We start from the raw sequence: 15,936 nt of genomic DNA on the forward strand, positions 1-15,936 counted from the left end.
AGCATCGCTATGCTCTCTACGAATAGATGCGTCCGGGAAGCGACCATCTGCTGCTTAATATCAAGGAGGATTCTATGATGCGGGAAGCAACCACCGGACTCGAAAAACAGATAGAGATCGCTACAAAACTACTCTCCCTGTCGGCAAGAATCGGATTGCTGATTGGCGGCACGTGCATCGTCAGTTATTTATTGAGCAACGGTCATTACCCACAAGGCGTATCCGTTGGAGACAGTTTGTTATTTCTAGTCACTGCATTTTGCTTCGGGCTGGTGTGTGTTTACTTTTCAGTCTCCGTCACGGCTGTAGGGGTATTACTTTCGCCGTTCTTCATACCCGTGCTTAGAAGCTTCGTCTGGCTGCATGGAAAAATCACCGGTAAAAAACCCATACTGGAATTCAAACGACCAAAAATAACCTTCCTCTCGGTGTTTTTTGGAATATGCGGCGCGGTGACCATTTATTTCCTTACCCATAAAAGCCCCTTGGAACACATTCAGCTCATCCTTCTGCCCATTTTTCAGTACATCGTTTACTCCGCCTATCTGGAGCAGAACAAAAAAATAAAAGCAGCGCAGCCATCGGCACCTGAAGTCGTCGATTCCGAGCATCCTGACCAGGATCCTCACGCCGAAATGAAACCCTTGAAGAGAACCAGGGCAGTGATCGTTGGGGTAATCCTCCTGACGCCCCTTCTCATGGGGGGCGTGACTTCGGACTTGCTGCAAGCAGCCATGAGCTTCGCGCAAATACGTATAGAAAGAGCAACGATTCTGGTGAAACCGCCTTACGCCAATCTATTGCCAGCCCCCAAGGATTCACCGCTGGAAGATTACAAAAAATTTGAAGATGCGACGGTGATTTTCCGAGGCGTAGGCAATTCAACGCTGATTGAAATGCACGCCGAGGAAACGGCGATTCGGTTGGAGATCCCGAATGACTCGATCATTATCGAACGCCGTGTGAAGCCCAATGCAAAAATGAGGAAAAATCCTGAGAAAACGGAAAACTGATACCATCCGGAAAATTGACATGCCGAGCAGAACAACATGAATCGCCGCAAGAAAATAAACCAGTTATTGAAGGCTAACGCCAAAAAAGCCAGTGCCAAGCTGGCACCCAAAAACAAGACTCAATACATCAGCAAAGCCGACCGACTGAAGCTGGCGGCTGAAGCCAGCGACGCCCCCATCACGCCGCCGGAAAGCTGAGCCACGTCGCTGAAGGTCCGTCCTCAGGCCGTTTTGCACGTTAGCCAGGCGCTCCAGAAAAGACTGCTGAAGAACCGGGTAGCACTGCCGAATCCTGCATCACTCAACAGTTTTTGAACCGCAGCCTCGGAATGTGGAGGGTCGGCGCCTTGAAGAATCTTGCCAAGCTTGACCGTCACTTCTTCCGGGCTGGCGCCATGCTGTCGCCACCGTTGCCCCCAGGCCGCGAGGAGTAGCGGCTGGCTGGCATACGCATATTGGTTCCCGGCGACAATCAGCGGCGCTCCCGGCTTTAGATGTGCCTGGATGGACCGTAATATTTTCAACTTGGCTTCATCCCCATCGAGATGATGGAGTACACCGATCAAGGTGGCAGCATCGTACGACCCGTTGGCTACCAGGTCTTCAACATGCCCAAGATGCAGGGCGGTTCTTCCGAGCAAGTTGTTTGCGGCTAATTGCTGCTTCGCCGCCTCCAGCATTGGCCCGGACGGATCGACGGCAGTGAAGCGCCAACCCGGCTCCAGCTTGGCCATTGCAATGATCTCTTGCGCCGTACCGCCAGCGCCCACCACCAGTATTTTCGCCGAGCCCACGTTCCCAAGGGTCGCCGCCAGCATGCACGCCGCCAGGTCCTGACAGGCGTCGTATCCAGCGAGCGCGATGCGGCTCTGTCGGCCGTACTCGTGGGCCCGTGAAGTATCAAATTTTTCCGCTGAATTAAACGAGGATGATTTCAAAGCGCAGTTCTCCGTGTCCTGAAATCAAGCTACGCCTCGCTTGGAGATAATAAAAATTCATTAATTTTATGCGCAGCATTCCCGCAAGGAATATCGGTTTCCATCGGCAACGTTTTGCGCGGTCAGCCAATTGCGACTTGCGATAAACATATGGAAATACGAATATGCTTTTTCCCTATGTTCTGGACCGGATTGGAGCTGTGTAATGACTGAGTTCTCCAGCGAAACCCCGCATGACTTCCCAAATCTTGACCTGTCACTCTTCGACGTACCAACAGCGGAAAAACTCGCAAAGAGCGCAGAACCAGAGCATAAACCGCGCATACTTTTGCTGTACGGATCAACCCGCGAGCGCTCTTTCAGTCAGCTGCTGACCCGCGAAGCGGCGCGCCTGTTGGAGCTCATGGGCGCCGAAACCGCTATCTTCGACCCGTCCGGGTTGCCACTGCCGGACGATGCGCCCGTCGATCACCCCAAGGTGCAGGAACTGCGCGACTTGGTGATGTGGTCGGAGGGCCAGGTCTGGTGCTCGCCGGAACGCCACGGCTCGATGTCGGCGGTGTTCAAGGCGCAGATCGACTGGATCCCGCTTGCGCTGGGCGCAGTTCGTCCTTCCCAAGGCAAGACATTGGCGGTGATGCAGGTATGCGGCGGGTCGCAATCCTTCAACACGGTGAACCAACTCCGCGTGCTCGGTCGCTGGATGCGCATGGTCACGATCCCCAATCAATCCTCCGTCCCCAAAGCCTTCCTTGAGTTCGACGAAGCCGGGCGCATGAAGCCATCGTCCTATTACGACCGGGTCGTCGATGTCATGGAGGAACTGATGAAGTTCACCTTGCTGGTACGCGGCAGAGAAACCTATTTGGTCGACCGCTACTCCGAGCGCAAGGAAAGCGCCGAAGCGCTCTCCAAACGCGTTAACCAGAGGTCTATCTAGGCGCGGCGATAGTGATAGGTTCTTCAGTGTGATGTAGGCATTTAACGGACGTAAGCTGCTTTCACGTCGGCCTCGTCCTGTAGGGCAGCTAAGGCCAATGAGGCAATCCAGACCACCGAAACCCCGTAATTGAGTCGCTGGTACAGGCCGAACAAATGACCGTCGGCAAATGCCATCCCCATCAGCATAACCGTCACGATGGCCAGGACTACGCAGATCGCCGAGAACATGGCGAACCTGGAAGATGAAAGCAGCGACTTGCCAAGGAAYGTCCACAGTGCTCCCGCCAGAGTGAGCGAAATGAACATCACCAGCCCCGCAAGATTGTGACTCTGCTGCGAGACCGACGGTTGAGCCGGCGCACAGCCTTGGTCGCAGGAAAAATAGCCGGCCGTAAAGCTTGCCAAGCCATGGATGAGAATCAATGCCGCGCTAAGCAAGGCCATCGGCGATGCCTTGAACCGTCTCGCCACACCTGTTGCGAAAAGCACGAACATCACACCCAGCGGAAAATTGTTCACCCAAGCAGAGAAGCTGTGGGTTGGCGCGCCAATGGCGCCTAGTTGGCTCATGGCTTGATCCAGATGGCTGTAGCCTGGATAGGCCCGCGCAGTCAGTGTGACACCCAAAAACAGCCAGAATGGGATCAGTATTCCGCAGCCTAGCAAAGCACGATCAATGGTTTTCATGTTGTGACACTCCGTGTCGTTCTGATGTCCGTTTGTGGATGACGCGAAATCTGGCATTGTTTCAAGCGTCCACCTGCTCAGTCCAGCAAAGGGCGCAGGAAACTACGCTCATAACTCAGAATGAATCGTTGTTCCGTCGCCTGGGTCACCAATTCAACGCACGCTGGATCCTGCTCGGCTTTCCTTCGATAGTTTTCGTAGTCGGCCAGGCTGGAAAAGCTGAACAGGCAGTAGGCGATGTTGTTGGCGCCTTCGGCGGGAAGAAAGTAGCCATGATGGACGCCCCCATTCGGGTCACCACTTCAATCCATTGGCGCGAGTAGCTCTCGAAAGCCGGGATCTGGTAGGGGTCAATGACGTACCTGACATGGCAAGTAATCACGGGCTCAATCCTTTGAAAACTGGAAAAAACGGATTCTACACAGGATACGAGGCATGTCGTCGATGATTGCCATTAGCCGAACAACTTCGCTGCTCTCTCCATCTCATCACCCAGGATCGAAACACCATGGATGAACGCCAAGCAACCATCAAGAACAAGATCCACGCCATCGTGACGAGTAGCGAATCCGACGAGATTACCTATCGGTCAGAGTGGCTCGGTTACCTGCCCTTCCCGGTTTCTCAATGGATTGAATATCAGGGTGAAAGCTTTTCCAGCGACTTCCCCTTTGATTGGTCCCTTGAGGACTTGGTGAGTCTTGAGCGCACAGGGTTCTTGGAAATACTGGAAGCTTATGAAAACCCGGAAGACAGTTTTGATCGGGATATCAGGTATCGCGTTCATGTTGGGTGTGCGCCTCGATAGCTTCTGAACGAAGAGGCGTCATCGCTGGGTAGCGTTATCCCGCTGAACGAAGCGAGCAACGTAACAGTCGGAGCAACAAGACCCTCGGCAAAGAAATCTGGTTCATGCCCCTACGATCCGCTGCCCTCGCTACGTTGCTCTCTTTGGCTGCCAGCACGGCAGCCGCTGTGCCTGAACCGCTGCGCCTGGAAAGCCTGAAACGCTGTGGCGACCTGCTACAAAGCCAGAGCCAGGACTGGTGCCTGACCGTACGCGGACTGGGCGAAACAACGCCGCCACTGAAACTGGGCGCAAAGGTGATACCCGCGGACGCGATCCAGCGCAAAGGGGAGAACCTGCGCTTGCGCCTGGACAGCGCCGACTACCAGAGCGGCCCGCTCTGGCTGCAGGACGGCCCACGCGCCAGCAATGCCGCTTGGCTGACCTTGCGCAACAGTCACGTACTGGCCGCCAGAGCGGACGAAGTAGCGAAGAACATGGATGGCCTGACCACCTACGTCGACCTGGTCAGCGTGCTGATCGAGGAAGACCGTGACGGCCGTCAGGAAGCCGAGCGCCTGGCCCGCAAGTACGGGGCAACGGTGGTCGGCAGCATCGCGCCACTGAACCTGTACCAACTTCGCCTGCCGGCCAAGGACTTGGTGCAGCGTGACGCCCTGGTGCTGCGCCTGGGCAGCGAGACCAGCGTGGACGCCGTGGTCATCGAAGAGTCCTCGGCCGAAGAGACCGAGCAAGCCGCAGCCCATCCTGAAGAACCGAAGAAGCCAGCCCTGGACTCCGATGAGTGGGCCGCGAATCGCTTTCTCGACGCGGTGAATTATTACCAACGACGCATCCCCGGACGACAGCCGCCCATCCAGCCGCAACCGGTGCGCATCGGCCTGATCGAGCGCGATGTGGATTTCGACACGACGGACTTCGCAGACTACCTCGGCGCCTGCTCACCACCGCGCACCTGCGTCTACGCCCGCGATGCAGACAAGCCGGACAACCACGGCACAACCGTCGCCGGCATTCTCGCCGCGCACTGGGACGACAGCGGCAACACCGGCTTTCTCCGCGGGCTGGACAAGACCAGCGGCGGCTTCGAGGTCATCGTCGAACGTAATTCCGATGCCGGGATCACCGCCAACATCGCCGCCTCCGTCAACCTCGTGGAGGACGGTGTACGCGTGCTCAACTGGAGCTGGGGCATCCACCGCGTCGGCGCCAAAGACGTCAAAGGCGATGACGTCGACTCGCTGCTGCGCTCGGGCATCGCCATGGGCGGGTACGAGGAGTTGCTGGAGGAGTTCTTCCTCTGGCTGCGCAAGGAACATCCCGACGTCATCGTGGTGAACTCCGCCGGCAATGGCGCCTCGTTCTCGGGCAGCGACGAATACCGCCTGCCCTCCTCCTTCATCACCGAGCAATTGCTGGTGGTCGGTGGGCACCAGCGCAGCGAGCATACCGGTGCCGCCGTCGACGACCCGGCCTATGCGGTCAAGCGCAGCTCCTCGAACATCGATATGCGCGTCGACATCACTGCCGCCGCTTGCGCCCATGCCTCGACGACCAACGCCGGCCAGCAAGGCGCAGTGCATTGCGGCACGTCCTACGCCACGCCCATGGTCGCGGGACTGCTGGCGGCGATGCTGTCCATCAACCCGCAACTGCAACCCGAGCAACTGCGCATGCTGCTACGCCGCAGCGCCATGACCATCGGCGACAACCACGACTTCGAACAGATGGACGGCGAAGACCTCACCGCGCCCATCCTGCCGTCGGAACGCCGCTTCCAACTCAACGACAAAGACGTCGGCCGCTCGGCGCGACTGGACATGCAAAAGGCCCTGGACCTGGCCGCACAAAGCCGCGACCGCGTGCGTTGAAAGTCAAGGTCACGTCTAACTCAAGACAATGTCTGCCTTGCGCGGGCAAAACCACCCATGCATCAGCCCCGCCTGGAAGAACTGTACCGGAGCCTCGAACCCAGCGGTCTCGATGAGACCGGCGACCTGCTGTGTCGGCAGGATAGCCACGTCGCGGGCGTAGGCAGCACGAGCCCTGACCAGCATCTCCGGCTGTACGCCTGCAGAGGACATCAGCGTCATCCAGTTGCGCAGTAGCGCCTCGTAGGCAGGTGATTCGATGTCAGCGGCGAGGTCGGCGTTTGCCAGTATTGCGCCCGACTTAAGCCGGCGGGCGATCTCGTGGAAGAAAGTTATACGGGCCTGTGGCTCGAGCAAAAACTGAGACACCAGAAAACAGGTGGCACCGTCGTGGTCAGGCTCAGCAGGTAGCACGTCAAGGTAACCCTGATGAAAGCTGCAACGCGAAAGGAAGCCTTCTTGTACCGCTTTCTGCCGACAGATATCGAGCATGGCGTCCGAGGGGTCAACGGCGGTGAAATGCCAGCCGGGGTTCTGCTTGGCCAGATGGACCAGTTCCGCACCAGTGCCTACGCCGACGCAGAGTATCCGGGCATTTTCCGGTAAGTCAGCGAACACGGCGTCGAGCAGGGTGTACAGGGCATCACGAATGGGCGCCATTCCCGCCCATTGCTTATCGTAGCTGGCGGCCTGCTGGTCGAATAAGGCCTTGAGTTCTTCATTGCGCATGGAGAGCACCTTCCTTTGCGTCGTGACGGGATGTACCGCAATGGACGCGGCTACCCTTTCAGTATCCCAGGGCTGTCAAGCCCCACCGGTTGTGCCGCAGGGCTACACAGCCTCAATCATGGAACCAATCGGTAGGTGGACTGCACCAGCCCCGAAGGAAAGCTGCGGCTGGATACCAGTTTCAAATCCACATCCCGCTCAAGCCCGCCAAACAACGGCCGCCCCGAGCCGATCAATACAGGAACGGTGGTGATCACCATATCGGTGACCAACCCCTCGCGCAGGAACGACTGCACCACCCGCCCGCCATCCACATAGACGCGCTGCACGCCTTGACTCTCCAACTCCGTCATCAAATCCTTGGGGGCCAGATTGGAGAAACGCAGCTTGCCCTTCAACGCCTCGGGCACCGACGAATCGGCCAACTGCTCGGACAGCACCACCACGGGCCGGTCGTAGAACCAGGTGTCGAAGGTCCGCACCTTTTCATAGCTCCCGCGCCCCATCACGATCACGTCCTTGTCGGCGATGAAGGCTGGATAGCCGTGGTCTTCGGACGGGTCGTCGCGCTGTAGAAGCCAGTCGATGTCGCCGTCGGAGCGGGCGATGAAGCCATCCAGGCTGGTGGCGATGAAGACGTGGGCGGTGGGCATTTGTAGCTCCTTGTTGTGGGGTAGCTCTCGTTGGACCAGAGATAGACTTGCGGCCAGAAGCAATCAATGTCGGGCTACCTCAAGTTTTTTGCAGTCATCCCCTTCTGATATTCACTGAAGCGGGCTGCATTTTGCTCGAGCGGTAATGCAAGGCCATTCGCAATGTATGAGACCGTACGGTAAAAGCCCGCGAGCATCAAAATCTCCAGCACCTGATCGTCGTCGAAGTGTTTTCCGAGGCTCAAAAATTCTTCATCGCTCAACGTTGCTCGATCATGAAGCGCATCGATCGCGGTGAGGAGAATGGCCTCTTCCTCCTTCCAATGCTCCGGCCGAAGAGGATGTTCCAACGTGCCGGCCACCTCTTCTTTGGAAAGCCCGGCAGCCTGTGCGAAGGCCATCACATGTACCCCCCACTCGTATTCACACCCCGTGCGAGCACAAACCCTATCGATGACGAGTTCTCTCTGGCGAAGTGTCAGCAACGATCCATCCAGCAGAGAACCGCCCGTGAATTTTCGCCACGCACGATCACTGCTTGCAATGGTTGAGAATAGAACCAGCGGTGGTACTCCTACTCCCATTATCTTGTCGAATGTCGCCCTGACCTCGGCTGGGTAGGGTTCACCGAGTGCTTTGATTCGTGACATCGCGTATCCTCCGCTATCAAATATGTAGCAAGGATACTCGCTACTAAATATGTAGCAAGCAAGGTCAATAACGATGAATGATAGCCAGAGCCGCGTTTCATCAATACTCAGGGGACGCCGGCCAATTATGGCTCTCCTGGACTTACTCGGACAAAAATGGGCGCTTAGAGTCCTTTGGGAACTGCGCGATGGAGCCATGAGTTCCAGGGCTTTAAGAAGTGCGGCGGGAGACATCTCTCCCACCGTGCTGCAAAGCAGAATCCATGAGCTGCGCGACGCGGGCATTGTCGAAAGAGTCGACGGCGGCTACAGCCTCACGCCACTTGGCCTAGAGCTATCGGAAGCATTCGCCCCCCTCTACCGGTTTGCGGGCAAATGGGCCGACTGCCTGGAGCGGGAACCCCACTAAGGTGAGTAGTGCAGCTGACAGCAGCGATAGACGGAAATCAGCCAAAAGCGGACATCACAACGCTTGTGTAATATCTACCCCAGTCCGAGTACCGAGGTGCCTATTGGATAGCCGCTATTCCTATTCAGTTACGAGAACAGCCCAAGACCTAAACAGTGCACGTTTACTGGTAGGTAAGAGACTGAGCGTGCTGATGCATGACCAGTACTATTTCAACGGAGAGAAGAGTCTGGGAGATGTCGGTTCCATTGAATGGCGTTTCGGCGAGCAAGAGATGATATCCATGTACCTCTTGAGTGATGGTGAGAGCGTAGGGACCGACCTATTTCCCATCAATACGCCAGACGCCTTCGAGATTGAGCCTAACGCCATGTGCTCCTGTGAAGAAGGAAAACCTCCTGGTAGCTTTATCAGCATCCTACCTCGAAGGCGAAAAAATTTGCGAGGTTGAGGGAATTCTCGACTCCCTCAACGGCCAGGAGTCCCGGCTAGTGGGATTTAGAGTCGAGTTTGAGTCCGGGGACTTTCTGATTTTTCTTAACCAAGGTGACAATGCCGTCATGTTGGTCAACACGTTTCCCCCCGCCAGCGTCGAAATCGAAACCAGCTTCGTTACCTTCATACAACAATGATAGCTATGGGTTGACTGCTGCCTTCTCCACCGGCGGCACTCGGCCCGAAGCAGCCCTTGATGTCTGTTTGTTGTCGTCATATGTTACGGGCATCTCCCCGTTAAATTCACCTGCGCAGTGTTTGAAGGTGCCGGGCTATCTTCAGAGAGCATTCTCAGTTCAGGTCAATGTTGGCAGCGGAACATGGGTGATCACGTCGTCCCGCATGTCGGGCACATTATCAGGAGATAATTGATGAGCGCTGGCGATGTACCTGTGGGACAAGTGGTACAAGGCTACGTAACATTTGTAGGAAGTGAGGAGCCGTGGATCGGAGCTCAGTTCATGAGCTTCAGTTATAGCGCCAATGGGAAGCGTTTTCAAAAGTCTCTCAACGAAACCATTGACGCTTGGTCAACTGCAACTCTGCGTAAAGCCTCATACGGGCTGAAGGTAGGCGACCCGGTGTCGGTTTGGTGCTCTCTCAGCGATCCGGACGCGTGTTGCATCGGCGAAAAACCAGCCGAAAAACCAGCATTGTTGCGTTTGATTGAGGCTCTGGGAGCGATAGGGTATTTAAGTTGATCCACGCTGTCCAAGCCGGCATGTTTTTGAGGCGTTTTACTGTCTAGACATGCTGGATCATCCAATGCCTGAATCCTGGCGCGCAATGGCAGCTTCTGGGCCGGTTGGTGCCGTTCGCGACTGGTGGCTTTCGGCCGAGAGCAGCAGTCCAGCCCATCAAAAACGGACGATTGATGCATTTACTGATTCGCCATGGGGTGACAGAAATGGGCTACCTTGTTGCCCCATCTATTCATAGCTCAGGGAGAGGGCCATGTCGGTAGAAATCCAGCTTTCGGAAAATGCGACTGAAGCAGAACGACTAGGAATTTTGACCCCGTTGCTGGCCCATAACCTAGCCAACGGTGGAGACGATGCCCATGAAACATTTGCTCTGTTGCTACGAGACCCTGACAGCAACGAAGTCATTGGCGGGCTGTACGGCAAGGTCTCTTATCGATGGCTGCTCATCGATCTTGTCAGCGTTCCCGAGTCGATGCGTGGTCAGGGTATTGGTGAACGGCTAATGCGCATGGCCGAAGAAGTCGCGCAGAAAAAGCACTGCACCGGTATCTGGCTGGAGACCTTCAGCTTTCAGGCCCCCGGGTTCTATCAAAAACTTGGCTACTCCGAATTCGGACGCCTGGCAGACTATCCACCGGGACATACCCGGCTCTATTACCAGAAGCTGTTGTGCTAACAACGTTTTGATTTTGGTCGGATAGCTGCTTCATAGCAGACCACAATCGGCCAATTTCAGCCAAAGCTGCCAGTCGGTCATATAATCAGCAATTGGCCCTGCCATCATTCATTTCAGAAGCAGTTGTTCATGCGCGGCGGCTGACCGATCTCAGGCTATTGTACCGGCGGAAAATCTTCATACGATTTTGGGAAGTATCCCCAAATTCTCAGAACGTCAGCGCGCACCTCAAACTCGAATCCAATTTGTGCGACTACCTTTGATATTTCTTCTGTATGGTCAATGGTCGTACGTGCAAGCAACCTTCCTTTTGAGGGGGCGGCTTCTGACAAGCCAATGTCGAACCATTCGACGGACGCAAATGGAAACGGCAGATGGTAAAACCACTCGACATCCCACTCTGAGACATATCCAGTGACGGACTTGGAGCGGTAAGACGGACGCCAACCCTGACGCTGACGAAAATGGTTGATCAGCTCATCCCACTTGGTATTGTTCGATGCACTTGCCAAGTTTCTTGTCGCAACAGCAGCATGGATTTTCTTCCGTGTTGCATCATCATGGCCCGCGCCGGACCTCGGTAGCTCGCTCATATTCAATCCTATCGATTTTTTGGTCTTCAAGAATGAATGCCTGTTTTTCGGAGGTGGATGCAACCGGCCGACACCGGCAGTTATCGGCCAGAAACAAGCGTTCCAATGTATTTATACAAACGCGGAGGCGATTCATGCCACCCCGCTAGTCCGGCTGATTACCTGCACAGGCAGGCAGGTCGGTGCCAATCGTGATCATTTCGACGGAAACTGTAGGGTGGCTACCGAAGCCCCAAGACAGAGGTCCCCCATAATTCACCAGATCGTAGATCGCGCTTTCGCCAATCAGCTGGCCGTTGCGATTATCGTACAAGCGAAAAAAGGCTGGAATCTCCCAGCGAGCAAACCACTGTAGCTGCTCTGGTTCATCCGGGGGCGACTGGGGGTGAAAGAGGCCGGGCAGTAACCAAAAAGGTTTGAACTCCTGAACTCGGTAGCAGCCATTGGGACTGATCCTGGCTGCGCCGACGGGCTTCGCCAGAGCCTTTTCCCACCACTGTGAAACGGCCCATAGCGCCGCGCAGAACACGAGTGCAATGAGGGCTAACGTTGGGAGCCGGGTTAGTTTCTTCATCTTCGCAGACCTATCGGTAACTCGCATTTGAAGTTGTTCTTCCCACTCTTGAGCCCCAGGCACTGGGCTAACGCTCAATGCGCGGTTCGACTGCCGGGATGGCATTCACCTTACTCAAGGCAGACTTGAGACGTTGGGGGCACGCTATTGAGAAATGCGGCAACCTGCCGGCTGCCGCGCAAATGCACAGAGGGAATGTCCGGTCCTATGGGCAGGCGCAGCTCAGGCGTTTGCCGAGGGGGCGGACGCGGGTAGATTTACCGCTACTGGCATTGCCCAGCATCACAATCCGTTGCATGGGGACTTCCTATCGCGAAAAAATCCGGCAATTGTGCAGGTTTTTGATGTCCGGTCAAAGGCGGATGGGAGTGGGCTACCGCACTGGGGGAACGGTGTTGTGTCGCTGCTGCACTTTCTGAATATGAAATAGAGAGGCCGCCCTATCCTTGGCTACACTGAATGTCCGCAATCAGCCAAAAGCAGACGGTCGAATTTTGTATCTTCACGACCCCATGGCAACTGTTGCCCAGGACAGCTCTCGGCAAAACCAATTGGCCTCACACCAAAGTGAACTCGTGCATTGGCGTTGTAACGAAGAACAAGCGTCGAGTGGCCTGTGTTATCAATAGGGCTTTGAGTCAGATGATGAGGGGTTAACCATGAACAACAGCCGAACTGCACTGGTGACGGGTGCAACCAAAGGGATTGGTTTCGCGCTCAGTACCCAGTTGAATCAGTCAGGGTGGGATGTGGTCGGCATTGCCAGGCATCCGATTGACTATTTTCCCGGGAAGCTGTTGCTCTGTGATTTAGCCAACACTCAGGAGACGGGCGAGATGCTTGAGAAACTGCTAGAGCGGACGTCTATTGATGCCGTCGTCAATAACGCTGGCGTAGCGGCTCCGCAAAGCCTTGAAACTCTTGATCTTGAAACGCTCCAAAAAGTTTTTGACCTGAATGTCAGAGCTTCGGTGCAAGTTACTCAGGCTTGCCTGCCGTCGCTTAAGCGGTCTCCTGCGGGACGCATAGTGAATGTGTGCAGCCGTGCCATTTTTGGAGCCCGGGACAGAACAGCTTACGCTGCCGCAAAAAGCGCTTTAGTGGGTATCACCCGTACGTGGGCGCTTGAGTTGGCGCCCATTGGAATTACGGTAAATGCAGTCGCACCTGGTCCTATAGAAACTGAGCTTTTTCGAAAAACCAAACCCGTGGGAAGTGATGGTGAGCGTCAAATACTGTCCACGATTCCGATGCAAAGACTGGGAACGCCATCAGAAGTTGCCTCTCTGATTACCTACTTGTTGAGTGCGGAAGCATCTTTCGTGACGGGCCAAGTGATCAGCGTCGATGGTGGAGGAAGTCTCGGTGGCAAATAGCGATACGAGGCAGATTTCTAGCCTACGTCGTTAATCTGTTAGCCTGCGCTTTCGAACCGCCCGGGCCAATTTCAGCCAATGCTCACAGACTGCCAAGAGTTGGTTTCTGCCTTTCGCAACAGGCAAAAAACGACCCAAAGCTGCCTGTCGCGACCGGCGGAAATCGGCCAAAAACAGACCATGGACGCGCAGCTAATACGTCAGTAATGTGCAAAAAAATATGCCGCCCCCCCTTCTTGATGTCGCGTTTATAGACTCGATTTTCTTGATTGCTCAAGGGATTACGCATGAACATGGAATATTATTCAACGTCGCATGTTGCAAAATTAATTGTTGTGCCAGAAGCCGCACGGCACCTCAAAGTTGAATGACAGGAGCAATAAAGTGGAAATCAAGATTGACATATTGGATTCCCCAACAAAAAAGGATCAAGGGGTTCTGAATGATAGATTTTCAGAATATCTTAGAATTCAATATCCAAACCTACCGCCAGAATCGGAAGATAAAATATTTATTGTGGTTGCACACGATGAAGCAGGCGACTACATCGGTGCAATAAGCTGCAATTGTTATTGGGACGGCTTAGAAATTGATACCTTTTGGGTTAAGGAATCTCATCGCGGTAAAAAAATAGGTTCTATGCTATTGGAAAAAGCAGAAACGATTGGCGCCAACAATGGGGCAGTCGTTGCATTCTTAAAAACTGTTGACGCTAAACAGTTCTATGAGCGGCATGGGTATGAGACTTATGGTGTTCTTGAGGATCGACCAATCGGGACTAACCTGTATCATTTAAAGAAGCGACTAATAAAACATGCATAACAACTGGCTCAAACAGTTCGCCTCGCTCACTGGGATGGGCTAAAACCCGCCCTCGGAAAACACTAGGCTACGAAACACCGACAAAACGATTTAGCCAATCTGTTGCATCGACCGGTTGAATCCACAGTCGAAAGCCGACATCTACCCCGTCGATTTGAGTAGCCTATAACCCGCCGCACGAAACGAAGCAGCACTCAGGTTTAAACAAATGACAGACGAGCCTTTTCGTATCCCAACAGACGCTGAAATCGCTGACGCAGAGAGCAAGCTCAACTTTCGCTTTCCCGACCAGTATGTTCAGTTCCTTAAAGGTGGCAGCGATGTCGCAAACGCCGTGTTCGAAGCGGCAGTGATAGTGGGAAGCAGCAGTTATCTGGACATTTTCGAAATTGCTGAAACCGCTTGGGCACAGGGCGTCCCCCGGGACTGGTTGCCTTTCATTGAAGACAACAGCGACTACTACTGCATATCAAAGGCTGGTGCCGTCCGATACTGGTCGCACAACGGAAGCACGAACGAAAGCTGGCCAACCTTTGCCGCTTGGTTCGAACAGGTCTGCATAAACCTTGAGTAGCGTCTCTACTGGATCGGCAACCCATGCCTAAAACGTAAAAAGCGCCCCCCTCAACGACAACACAAGCAACCGCCAACCACCGGCTGATCCGGGTCGTTCTCAAGAAATGTGACCACGACTTCCATGCCCGTCCGGGGCGGCCCCATCTCACAGCTCCAATCGGAAGCTCCCTTCAACCAACAATGACTCTTGTCGTCAAATCTATCTTCGCGGTCCCAGGGGAACTTGACCTTGATCCGCCCAAAGCGCCGATCACTCTGGCTCCCCTCGCCTTCTAAAGCGACGACTACAGCAGCCTGGTTGCTTGGCACCTGAGGTTTCTTGTGAGCCAACGGCGGACGATAGGCAACATTCCACGGAAGAACGACAAAGCGGTTGCGGTAGCCCTGATGAAAGTCATCGTCGTTCGCAGTGTTGCCACTGGCGACGTTCTCACCCAATACCTGTGGTTGCCGGCCTTCGTGGATGACCTGGGTCAGTAGCCATAGGGTGTTCCACTCTTGGCGCGGATGGCCTGAGATTTCCAGCACATGGCCGCTGACTAACCGAGTCTGGTCGCTTTGCCCTTCAGCTTGTCGATAGGCCGCATGGCGGCGCTCCATAGTCCGAAGACGTATTTGCTTGCCGTGCTCGTGACCGGTAAAACGCTCCGGGCTGTCATCTTTTTCAATGTCCAGCTGTTGCTCGAAATCATAATAGTTGCGGTGCGAGATACGACTGGTGAGCTGACCCAAACGCAGGTTGATGCGCTTGATCAGTGGCTCGTCGGCCACCCTATCGCTCTCATGCCTATAAGCAGTGGGTTGGCCAAGACTGGGAAAAGCCGACTGATCATCGCCAAAGACCAGCACGTGGCCTTGAGGACTGTGTTGGAAGTGAAAGTGGATACCCTCTTCTTCGCACAAGCGCTGAATGAAGTGCAAATCCGTTTCGTCGTATTGGGTGCAGTAGTCACGCTCGGGGTAGGTCGCCCCCAGATGAAACCGATAGGCGTCGCCCAGAATGCCGTGCTCTTCCAGTATCAAGGCGACGATTTTCGGCACCGAGAACTGTTGATAGATCCTCTGGTTGATGCGATGGCGCAAGTAGGACAGGTGCGGTACGAGGGCCAGCCTGTAGCGCGTCAAACGCTCACCGTTATTGCTTTGAGCGATGTGGTAGACCCGTCCATGAATGCCGTTGCCCTTCGAGTCGAAGGTCAGAAAAGCCTCTACGTCGAAGAGGCTCTCGAGATCAAGGTCAGACCGCTCGCTAACAAATTCCACGTTGAAGAGGTAAGGCCTGCTGATCGCCTCTTCTCCAGTGAATGCGAGCACTTGAAAATCGTGCTCAAAACCGTCGATGGTCAAACTGAAGTGCGTTTGATTGGCTGGGCTGAACATCCGCTGTTCTCTTCTTACATAAGGCGGCGCAATGGACCGG

The 15,936-nt window shown here is 54.8% G+C and carries 19 protein-coding genes and 2 pseudogenes; 12 read left to right on the plus strand and 9 right to left on the minus strand.

Annotated elements, in window-relative coordinates; genetic code table 11:
- The first annotated feature begins 74 nt into the window (after window positions 1–74).
- Both AB4Z20_RS02320 and AB4Z20_RS02325 read left to right on the plus strand, forming a co-directional pair.
- The gene (locus AB4Z20_RS02320; protein ID WP_214511714.1) at window positions 75–1,013 is read left to right on the plus strand and encodes a hypothetical protein; all 939 of its coding nucleotides are present in this window, start codon (window positions 75–77) and stop codon (window positions 1,011–1,013) included.
- 36 nt (window positions 1,014–1,049) lie between these two features.
- Entirely contained in the window at window positions 1,050–1,211 is a 162-nt protein-coding gene (locus tag AB4Z20_RS02325; protein WP_080766468.1) for a DUF2986 domain-containing protein, read from the plus strand.
- Window positions 1,212–1,234: 23 nt separating this feature from the next.
- On the opposite strand, the gene AB4Z20_RS02330 is transcribed toward AB4Z20_RS02325, so the two are convergent.
- Window positions 1,235–1,951 carry a class I SAM-dependent methyltransferase gene (locus tag AB4Z20_RS02330; protein ID WP_258691063.1) on the minus strand — a complete coding sequence of 239 codons (717 nt, stop codon included), beginning with the start codon at window positions 1,949–1,951 and terminating at the stop codon, window positions 1,235–1,237.
- Window positions 1,952–2,156: 205 nt separating this feature from the next.
- Between AB4Z20_RS02330 and arsH the strand changes: the two genes are divergently transcribed.
- On the plus strand, window positions 2,157–2,891 hold the full coding sequence (gene arsH / locus AB4Z20_RS02335; protein ID WP_013693193.1) for an arsenical resistance protein ArsH: 735 nt from the start codon (window positions 2,157–2,159) through the stop codon (window positions 2,889–2,891).
- Window positions 2,892–2,932: 41 nt separating this feature from the next.
- Here the strand turns inward: arsH and AB4Z20_RS02340 are convergent, their stop codons facing one another.
- Window positions 2,933–3,580: a DUF998 domain-containing protein gene (locus tag AB4Z20_RS02340; RefSeq protein WP_442089241.1), complete on the minus strand. Its 648-nt coding sequence runs from the start codon at window positions 3,578–3,580 to the stop codon at window positions 2,933–2,935.
- Between the two features lie 77 nt (window positions 3,581–3,657).
- Window positions 3,658–3,962, minus strand: a pseudogene (locus tag AB4Z20_RS02345) (NIPSNAP family protein).
- A gap of 126 nt (window positions 3,963–4,088) precedes the next feature.
- Between AB4Z20_RS02345 and AB4Z20_RS02350 the strand changes: the two are divergent.
- Window positions 4,089–4,388 carry a hypothetical protein gene (locus AB4Z20_RS02350; RefSeq protein WP_253474218.1) on the plus strand — a complete coding sequence of 100 codons (300 nt, stop codon included), beginning with the start codon at window positions 4,089–4,091 and terminating at the stop codon, window positions 4,386–4,388.
- 104 nt (window positions 4,389–4,492) lie between these two features.
- On the plus strand, window positions 4,493–6,259 hold the full coding sequence (locus tag AB4Z20_RS02355; protein ID WP_442089242.1) for a S8/S53 family peptidase: 1,767 nt from the start codon (window positions 4,493–4,495) through the stop codon (window positions 6,257–6,259).
- A gap of 15 nt (window positions 6,260–6,274) precedes the next feature.
- Here the strand turns inward: AB4Z20_RS02355 and AB4Z20_RS02360 are convergent, their stop codons facing one another.
- The 3 genes from AB4Z20_RS02360 to AB4Z20_RS02370 all read right to left on the minus strand — a co-directional run bounded on the left by AB4Z20_RS02360 (window position 6,275) and on the right by AB4Z20_RS02370 (window position 8,291).
- Complete coding sequence (locus tag AB4Z20_RS02360; protein ID WP_442089243.1) at window positions 6,275–6,988, minus strand: class I SAM-dependent methyltransferase; 714 nt, start codon at window positions 6,986–6,988, stop codon at window positions 6,275–6,277.
- Between the two features lie 116 nt (window positions 6,989–7,104).
- Window positions 7,105–7,641, minus strand: a complete 537-nt coding sequence (locus AB4Z20_RS02365; RefSeq protein ID WP_442089244.1) for a dihydrofolate reductase family protein — start codon at window positions 7,639–7,641, stop codon at window positions 7,105–7,107.
- Window positions 7,642–7,715: 74 nt separating this feature from the next.
- Complete coding sequence (locus tag AB4Z20_RS02370) at window positions 7,716–8,291, minus strand: carboxymuconolactone decarboxylase family protein (RefSeq protein ID WP_442089245.1); 576 nt, start codon at window positions 8,289–8,291, stop codon at window positions 7,716–7,718.
- Between the two features lie 127 nt (window positions 8,292–8,418).
- Between AB4Z20_RS02370 and AB4Z20_RS02375 the strand changes: the two genes are divergently transcribed.
- The 4 genes and pseudogenes from AB4Z20_RS02375 to AB4Z20_RS02390 all read left to right on the plus strand — a co-directional run bounded on the left by AB4Z20_RS02375 (window position 8,419) and on the right by AB4Z20_RS02390 (window position 10,575).
- Window positions 8,419–8,700 (plus strand): winged helix-turn-helix transcriptional regulator, encoded by a 282-nt coding sequence (locus AB4Z20_RS02375; protein WP_442089317.1) that lies wholly within the window; start codon window positions 8,419–8,421, stop codon window positions 8,698–8,700.
- Between the two features lie 719 nt (window positions 8,701–9,419).
- Window positions 9,420–9,523, plus strand: a pseudogene (locus AB4Z20_RS02380) (glutamine amidotransferase); the annotation flags it as partial.
- Window positions 9,524–9,566: 43 nt separating this feature from the next.
- The gene (locus tag AB4Z20_RS02385; RefSeq protein ID WP_442089246.1) at window positions 9,567–9,896 is read left to right on the plus strand and encodes a hypothetical protein; all 330 of its coding nucleotides are present in this window, start codon (window positions 9,567–9,569) and stop codon (window positions 9,894–9,896) included.
- Between the two features lie 253 nt (window positions 9,897–10,149).
- Window positions 10,150–10,575: a GNAT family N-acetyltransferase gene (locus tag AB4Z20_RS02390; protein ID WP_320390394.1), complete on the plus strand. Its 426-nt coding sequence runs from the start codon at window positions 10,150–10,152 to the stop codon at window positions 10,573–10,575.
- Between the two features lie 155 nt (window positions 10,576–10,730).
- Here AB4Z20_RS02390 and AB4Z20_RS02395 read toward each other — a convergent pair whose 3' ends face one another.
- The gene (locus AB4Z20_RS02395) at window positions 10,731–11,198 is read right to left on the minus strand and encodes a DUF6678 family protein (protein WP_320390393.1); all 468 of its coding nucleotides are present in this window, start codon (window positions 11,196–11,198) and stop codon (window positions 10,731–10,733) included.
- A gap of 115 nt (window positions 11,199–11,313) precedes the next feature.
- Window positions 11,314–11,742, minus strand: coding sequence for a hypothetical protein (locus AB4Z20_RS02400; RefSeq protein ID WP_320390392.1), 429 nt, complete (start codon window positions 11,740–11,742; stop codon window positions 11,314–11,316).
- A gap of 659 nt (window positions 11,743–12,401) precedes the next feature.
- Between AB4Z20_RS02400 and AB4Z20_RS02405 the strand changes: the two genes are divergently transcribed.
- The 3 genes from AB4Z20_RS02405 (at window position 12,402) to AB4Z20_RS02415 (ending at window position 14,514) form a co-directional block, all read left to right on the plus strand.
- Window positions 12,402–13,118 carry an SDR family oxidoreductase gene (locus tag AB4Z20_RS02405; protein WP_320390391.1) on the plus strand — a complete coding sequence of 239 codons (717 nt, stop codon included), beginning with the start codon at window positions 12,402–12,404 and terminating at the stop codon, window positions 13,116–13,118.
- Window positions 13,119–13,502: 384 nt separating this feature from the next.
- Complete coding sequence (locus tag AB4Z20_RS02410; RefSeq protein WP_442089247.1) at window positions 13,503–13,940, plus strand: GNAT family N-acetyltransferase; 438 nt, start codon at window positions 13,503–13,505, stop codon at window positions 13,938–13,940.
- Window positions 13,941–14,148: 208 nt separating this feature from the next.
- Window positions 14,149–14,514, plus strand: a complete 366-nt coding sequence (locus AB4Z20_RS02415; protein WP_320390389.1) for an SMI1/KNR4 family protein — start codon at window positions 14,149–14,151, stop codon at window positions 14,512–14,514.
- Window positions 14,515–14,564: 50 nt separating this feature from the next.
- Here the strand turns inward: AB4Z20_RS02415 and tssI are convergent, their stop codons facing one another.
- Entirely contained in the window at window positions 14,565–15,896 is a 1,332-nt protein-coding gene (gene tssI / locus AB4Z20_RS02420; RefSeq protein ID WP_442089248.1) for a type VI secretion system tip protein TssI/VgrG, read from the minus strand.
- Window positions 15,897–15,936: the final 40 nt, after the last annotated feature.

Origin of the sequence: Pseudomonas sp. KB_12 (assembly GCF_052114545.1) — a bacterium.
GTDB lineage: Bacteria > Pseudomonadota > Gammaproteobacteria > Pseudomonadales > Pseudomonadaceae > Aquipseudomonas > Aquipseudomonas brassicacearum.

Coding starts and splice junctions, on each gene's coding strand:
- AB4Z20_RS02415 (WP_320390389.1), top strand. CDS start 14,149: ATGACAGACGAGCCTTTTCGTATCCCAACAGACGCTGAAATCGCTGAC.
- AB4Z20_RS02375 (WP_442089317.1), top strand. CDS start 8,419: ATGGCTCTCCTGGACTTACTCGGACAAAAATGGGCGCTTAGAGTCCTT.
- tssI (WP_442089248.1), bottom strand. CDS start 15,896: ATGTTCAGCCCAGCCAATCAAACGCACTTCAGTTTGACCATCGACGGT.
- AB4Z20_RS02370 (WP_442089245.1), bottom strand. CDS start 8,291: ATGTCACGAATCAAAGCACTCGGTGAACCCTACCCAGCCGAGGTCAGG.
- arsH (WP_013693193.1), top strand. CDS start 2,157: ATGACTGAGTTCTCCAGCGAAACCCCGCATGACTTCCCAAATCTTGAC.
- AB4Z20_RS02405 (WP_320390391.1), top strand. CDS start 12,402: ATGAACAACAGCCGAACTGCACTGGTGACGGGTGCAACCAAAGGGATT.
- AB4Z20_RS02400 (WP_320390392.1), bottom strand. CDS start 11,742: ATGAAGAAACTAACCCGGCTCCCAACGTTAGCCCTCATTGCACTCGTG.
- AB4Z20_RS02320 (WP_214511714.1), top strand. CDS start 75: ATGATGCGGGAAGCAACCACCGGACTCGAAAAACAGATAGAGATCGCT.
- AB4Z20_RS02365 (WP_442089244.1), bottom strand. CDS start 7,641: ATGCCCACCGCCCACGTCTTCATCGCCACCAGCCTGGATGGCTTCATC.
- AB4Z20_RS02325 (WP_080766468.1), top strand. CDS start 1,050: ATGAATCGCCGCAAGAAAATAAACCAGTTATTGAAGGCTAACGCCAAA.
- AB4Z20_RS02355 (WP_442089242.1), top strand. CDS start 4,493: ATGCCCCTACGATCCGCTGCCCTCGCTACGTTGCTCTCTTTGGCTGCC.
- AB4Z20_RS02360 (WP_442089243.1), bottom strand. CDS start 6,988: ATGCGCAATGAAGAACTCAAGGCCTTATTCGACCAGCAGGCCGCCAGC.
- AB4Z20_RS02350 (WP_253474218.1), top strand. CDS start 4,089: ATGGATGAACGCCAAGCAACCATCAAGAACAAGATCCACGCCATCGTG.
- AB4Z20_RS02390 (WP_320390394.1), top strand. CDS start 10,150: ATGTCGGTAGAAATCCAGCTTTCGGAAAATGCGACTGAAGCAGAACGA.
- AB4Z20_RS02385 (WP_442089246.1), top strand. CDS start 9,567: ATGAGCGCTGGCGATGTACCTGTGGGACAAGTGGTACAAGGCTACGTA.